Origin of the sequence: Pseudomonas sp. 50_B (assembly GCF_017491625.1) — a bacterium.
GTDB lineage: Bacteria > Pseudomonadota > Gammaproteobacteria > Pseudomonadales > Pseudomonadaceae > Aquipseudomonas > Aquipseudomonas danubii.
This window is the reverse complement of the sequence record NZ_JAFGYX010000238.1, coordinates 1-225: the sequence shown is the minus strand read 5'-3', so window position 1 is coordinate 225 and position 225 is coordinate 1. Positions and strand designations below refer to the sequence as shown.

Here is a 225-nt window from a genome sequence, read left to right as displayed (position 1 = left end):
ACACCGGAAAGAAATAGCCCAGGGTGCTGAACAGCAGGACGAAGTAGCCGACGTTGCCCAGCCAGGCGCTGATCCAGTAGCCCCAGGCGGACGAGAAACCCATGTAGTCGCCGAATCCGGCCTTGGCGTAGGCATATACACCACCGTCCAGATCAGGTTTGCGATTGGCCAGGGTCTGGAAGACAAATGCCAGGGTCAACATGCCGACAGCGGTAATTGCCCAAC

Annotated in this window: 1 protein-coding gene; it reads right to left on the bottom strand. The window is 58.2% G+C overall.

The features are described 5' to 3' along the window. The coding region (locus tag J5M73_RS31780; RefSeq protein WP_207817087.1) for an amino acid permease at positions 1 to 225 on the bottom strand (225 nt) is incomplete at both ends.